Source organism: Pseudomonas sp. Sample_9 (genome assembly GCF_004307535.1).
GTDB classification, from domain to species: domain Bacteria; phylum Pseudomonadota; class Gammaproteobacteria; order Pseudomonadales; family Pseudomonadaceae; genus Aquipseudomonas; species Aquipseudomonas mercuritolerans.
Genome location: NZ_RAZO01000226.1, coordinates 13,671 through 17,080, shown reverse-complemented (window position 1 = coordinate 17,080; position 3,410 = coordinate 13,671). Strand labels below are relative to the sequence as shown.

At 59.6% G+C, this 3,410-nt stretch carries 4 protein-coding genes; 3 read left to right on the top strand and 1 reads right to left on the bottom strand.

The window, feature by feature from the left end:
* Positions 1 to 327: 327 nt before the first annotated feature.
* The gene (locus D6877_RS12980; RefSeq protein WP_130911044.1) at positions 328 to 600 is read left to right on the top strand and encodes a DUF4242 domain-containing protein; all 273 of its coding nucleotides are present in this window, start codon (positions 328 to 330) and stop codon (positions 598 to 600) included.
* Positions 601 to 633: 33 nt separating this feature from the next.
* Positions 634 to 1,446: a class I SAM-dependent methyltransferase gene (locus D6877_RS12975; protein ID WP_130911043.1), complete on the top strand. Its 813-nt coding sequence runs from the start codon at positions 634 to 636 to the stop codon at positions 1,444 to 1,446.
* A gap of 133 nt (positions 1,447 to 1,579) precedes the next feature.
* Here D6877_RS12975 and pcsA read toward each other — a convergent pair whose 3' ends face one another.
* The gene (pcsA, locus tag D6877_RS12970) at positions 1,580 to 2,302 is read right to left on the bottom strand and encodes a phosphatidylcholine synthase (protein WP_130911042.1); all 723 of its coding nucleotides are present in this window, start codon (positions 2,300 to 2,302) and stop codon (positions 1,580 to 1,582) included.
* 260 nt (positions 2,303 to 2,562) lie between these two features.
* Between pcsA and D6877_RS12965 the strand changes: the two genes are divergently transcribed.
* Positions 2,563 to 3,300 carry a tellurite resistance TerB family protein gene (locus tag D6877_RS12965; protein WP_130911041.1) on the top strand — a complete coding sequence of 246 codons (738 nt, stop codon included), beginning with the start codon at positions 2,563 to 2,565 and terminating at the stop codon, positions 3,298 to 3,300.
* Positions 3,301 to 3,410: the final 110 nt, after the last annotated feature.

The following is a 3,410-nucleotide window of genomic DNA, read 5'->3' as shown; positions in this document are numbered from 1 at the left end:
GCAGGAGCAGATGATCAAGCAGTTGCTGGAGGAGGCCAAGGCACCGGCCGCCTGATCAAGCGACAATGGCTCAGGGGTCACCGACCTTGAGCCATTATGCTTTTTCCCTGATTTCTTCCCACGACATGCATCCCAGGCTCGCTTCGCGACGTACCGTGTTTCATGAGCTTGACAGATCTTCACCGCTCATCGGCAAAGTGCCGTATTTATAGGGCTGACGGACGATTGGCAAGGACGGCGGCCGGTGCTGGCGCGATAGTGAGCGGGCGAGGTCGTTATCAATCTCGCAACGTCGCCAACACTTATAAAAAGAACAGTGAGGTTGCCATGCCCAAATTCGTGATTGAACGCGAGATTCCAGGCGCAGGGAAGCTGTCAGAGGACGAACTCAAAGCCGTTTCGCAGTCTTCCTGTCAGGCACTAAGGGATCTGGGGCCGCAAGTGCAGTGGCTGCAGAGCTATGTGACTGCCGACAAAATCTATTGTGTGTATATCGCTCCCGATGAAGAACAGGTGCGCGAGCACGCCAGGCTCGGCGGTTTCCCGGCCAACAGCGTAGCGCGAGTGGTGCGGGTGATCGATCCGACCACTGCTGAATGACCTGCGTATGAATCGGCCACGGAGCTCGCTGCCATGAGTACCCCGATTGATCTCACTGCCCTGAAGGAACGTCAGAAAGTCGCTTGGGCCAGTGGCGACTACGCCGTGATCGGCACCACTTTGCAAATCGTCGGAGAAAGCCTCGCCGAGGCCTGCGATCTGCGCTGCGATGAAGAAGTGCTGGATGTCGCCGCCGGTAACGGCAACGCGACCCTGGCAGCGGCGCGGCGCGGTTGTGTGGTGACCTCGACCGATTACGTGGCGGCACTGCTGGAGCGTGGTCAGGATCGCGCCCGGGCCGAACATCTGGAGGTGATTTTTCAGGTGGCCGATGCCGAGGCGCTACCGTTTCCCGATGAAAGTTACGACGCCGTACTGTCCACGTTCGGGGTGATGTTTGCGCCAGATCAGGTGACCGCTGCGAGTGAGCTGGGGCGGGTTTGCCGTCGCGGCGGGCGGATCGGTATGGCGAACTGGACGCCGGAGGGTTTCGTCGGGCAGATGTTCAAGATTCTCGGCCAGCATCTGCCGCCGCCAGCGGTTGCTCAGCCGCCATCGAACTGGGGCTCGGATGCGTGGCTGCACAAGCAGTTCGATGATCTCGATTTTCTTGTTCGGGTATCCCGCAACCACTTCAATTTCCGCTATCGCTCGGCGGCGCATTTCATTGACATCTTTCGGCACTGGTACGGGCCGGTGCACAAGGCATTTGCGGTGTTGTCGCCGGAGGCCGGGCAGGCGCTGGAGGATGATCTGACGGCGTTGCTCAATCGCTCGAATCGGGCAGGAGAGGCGTCGTTGGTGGTGCCGAGTGAGTATCTGGAGGTGGTGATTACCAAGCGCTAGTCCACATCGGATCTCCTGATTGATGAATATCTCTGTGGGAGCGAGCCTGCTCGCGAAAGCGGTGTGCCAGTCAACCTTGATGTTGATGGAACCACCGCATTCGCGAGCAGGCTCGCTCCCACAGGGGATGTGCTTATTTCAAATGGCCGCGATCAAACCACTCCAGCGCCGTGCGCCAGATGCAGATCCCGAGGAAATAAGCCGACATCAGCAACCACAAACCCATCACCAGCGGATTGATCACTGGGTGATTGAGCACCAGCGACAGGCTGCACAACAGCCAGATCGCCGTCACCGCGATATTGATTGGCATGAAACGACGCACGCGGAACGGGTGCAGGAACTTCATCCGCGTCACCGTCAGCAATGCCAGCGCGATTACGGTGAGGAAGGTAATCCACGGTCCCGGACCAATGATGTACAAACACAACGCAACCACGTTCCAGGCCGCCGGGAAGCCGACAAAATAGTTGTCCTTGCTCTTCATGTTGACGTTGCAGAAACAGAACAGCGACGACACGAGGATCACCGACACCGTCAGCAACAGGGTGTAATCAGGCAGGGGAATGTAGCGGTAGATAAACAGTGCCGGGATGAATACATACGTCAGGTAATCGATGACCAGATCGAGGATCGAACCGTCGAAACTCGGCAGCACCGATTGCACGTTTACCTTGCGCGCCAGTGCGCCATCGAGGCCGTCGACGATCAGCGCCACGCCCAGCCACATCAGGCAATGGATCGGCTGGTTTTCCAGCAGGGCGAGGGTGGCAAGAAAGGCGGTGACCACGCCAGTCGCGGTAAAACCATGGGCGCCCCATGCTTTGAGCCTGGCGATGTGTACGGTGGATATCACGGGGGCGTTCTCCAGAAAGTGAAGCAAGCCGGGTATCGCCCATTATCAGAAAGGGCGTCGGCAAACCGGGTCGGGTTGCAGCTATCGACCGGTTTCGCCGGGATAAGGTTCACCACCCATGAATCTTAGCTGGCTCGCGGAAAATTTCTCGGGTGCGATTTCATCGGTTACCCGGCGTCAGCCCAACGGTGCTGGCGCTATGGCTGCGTCGGTCTATCGTTGCCAGACGCAATCAGGCCGGGGCCTCGGAGGATAACGTCATGAACACCAGCGATTTGCTTGAACAACTGCTGCGAGGCCAGGCCTCGGCGGCACAACAACGCGGGGCTTCGACCGGTGACGGTCTGGGCGGATTGCTCGGTGGCCTGTTGGGCGGCGGCAGTCAGACCGGAGCGGGTGGGGCGGCTGCTTCGGGTGGCCTCGGCGGCTTGGGTGGTTTACTCGGTGGCCTGCTCGGCGGTGGTGGCCTGGGAAGCGCACTTGGTGGCGGTAGCCGAAGCCGTACCGGCGGGACCAATTACGCGGCGCTCGCATCGCTGGGGATGATGGCCTACCAGGCGTACCAGGCCTGGCAACGCAGCCAGGCCAGCAATGCGCCGCAAGATATGCCACAAACCGCCGACCTGCTCGCCGGCCCGCAAATCGAAACCCACAGCCACGCGGTGCTGCGCGCATTGATCGCCGCCGCCAAGGCTGACGGCCGCATCGACGACGCAGAAAAGCACCTGATCAGCAGCGAAATCGGCAAACACACCGCCGATCCGCAGTTGCAACAATGGCTTGATGGCGAAGTCGCCAAGCCACTGGATCCCCGCGAAGTGGCGCAATCCGCTGACGGCGATCCTGCCGTAGCCGCCGAAATGTACCTGGCCAGCGTCATGCTGGTGGACGACCAACAGGACGCCGAACGCAGCTATCTCGATGAGCTGGCCGCAGCTTTACAGATCGATCCGGATCTGCAAGTTCATCTGGAACAGCAGGCGAAAGGACAAGCCTGACGCAACGTCAAAAGATCGCAGCCTTCGGCAGCTCCTACCTTTGGAATACGGTGCAACTGTAGGAGCTGCCGAAGGCTGCGATCTTTTGATCTTCAGAGCCAGAAAGGAAA

Coding starts and splice junctions, on each gene's coding strand:
- D6877_RS12980 (WP_130911044.1), top strand. CDS start 328: ATGCCCAAATTCGTGATTGAACGCGAGATTCCAGGCGCAGGGAAGCTG.
- D6877_RS12975 (WP_130911043.1), top strand. CDS start 634: ATGAGTACCCCGATTGATCTCACTGCCCTGAAGGAACGTCAGAAAGTC.
- D6877_RS12965 (WP_130911041.1), top strand. CDS start 2,563: ATGAACACCAGCGATTTGCTTGAACAACTGCTGCGAGGCCAGGCCTCG.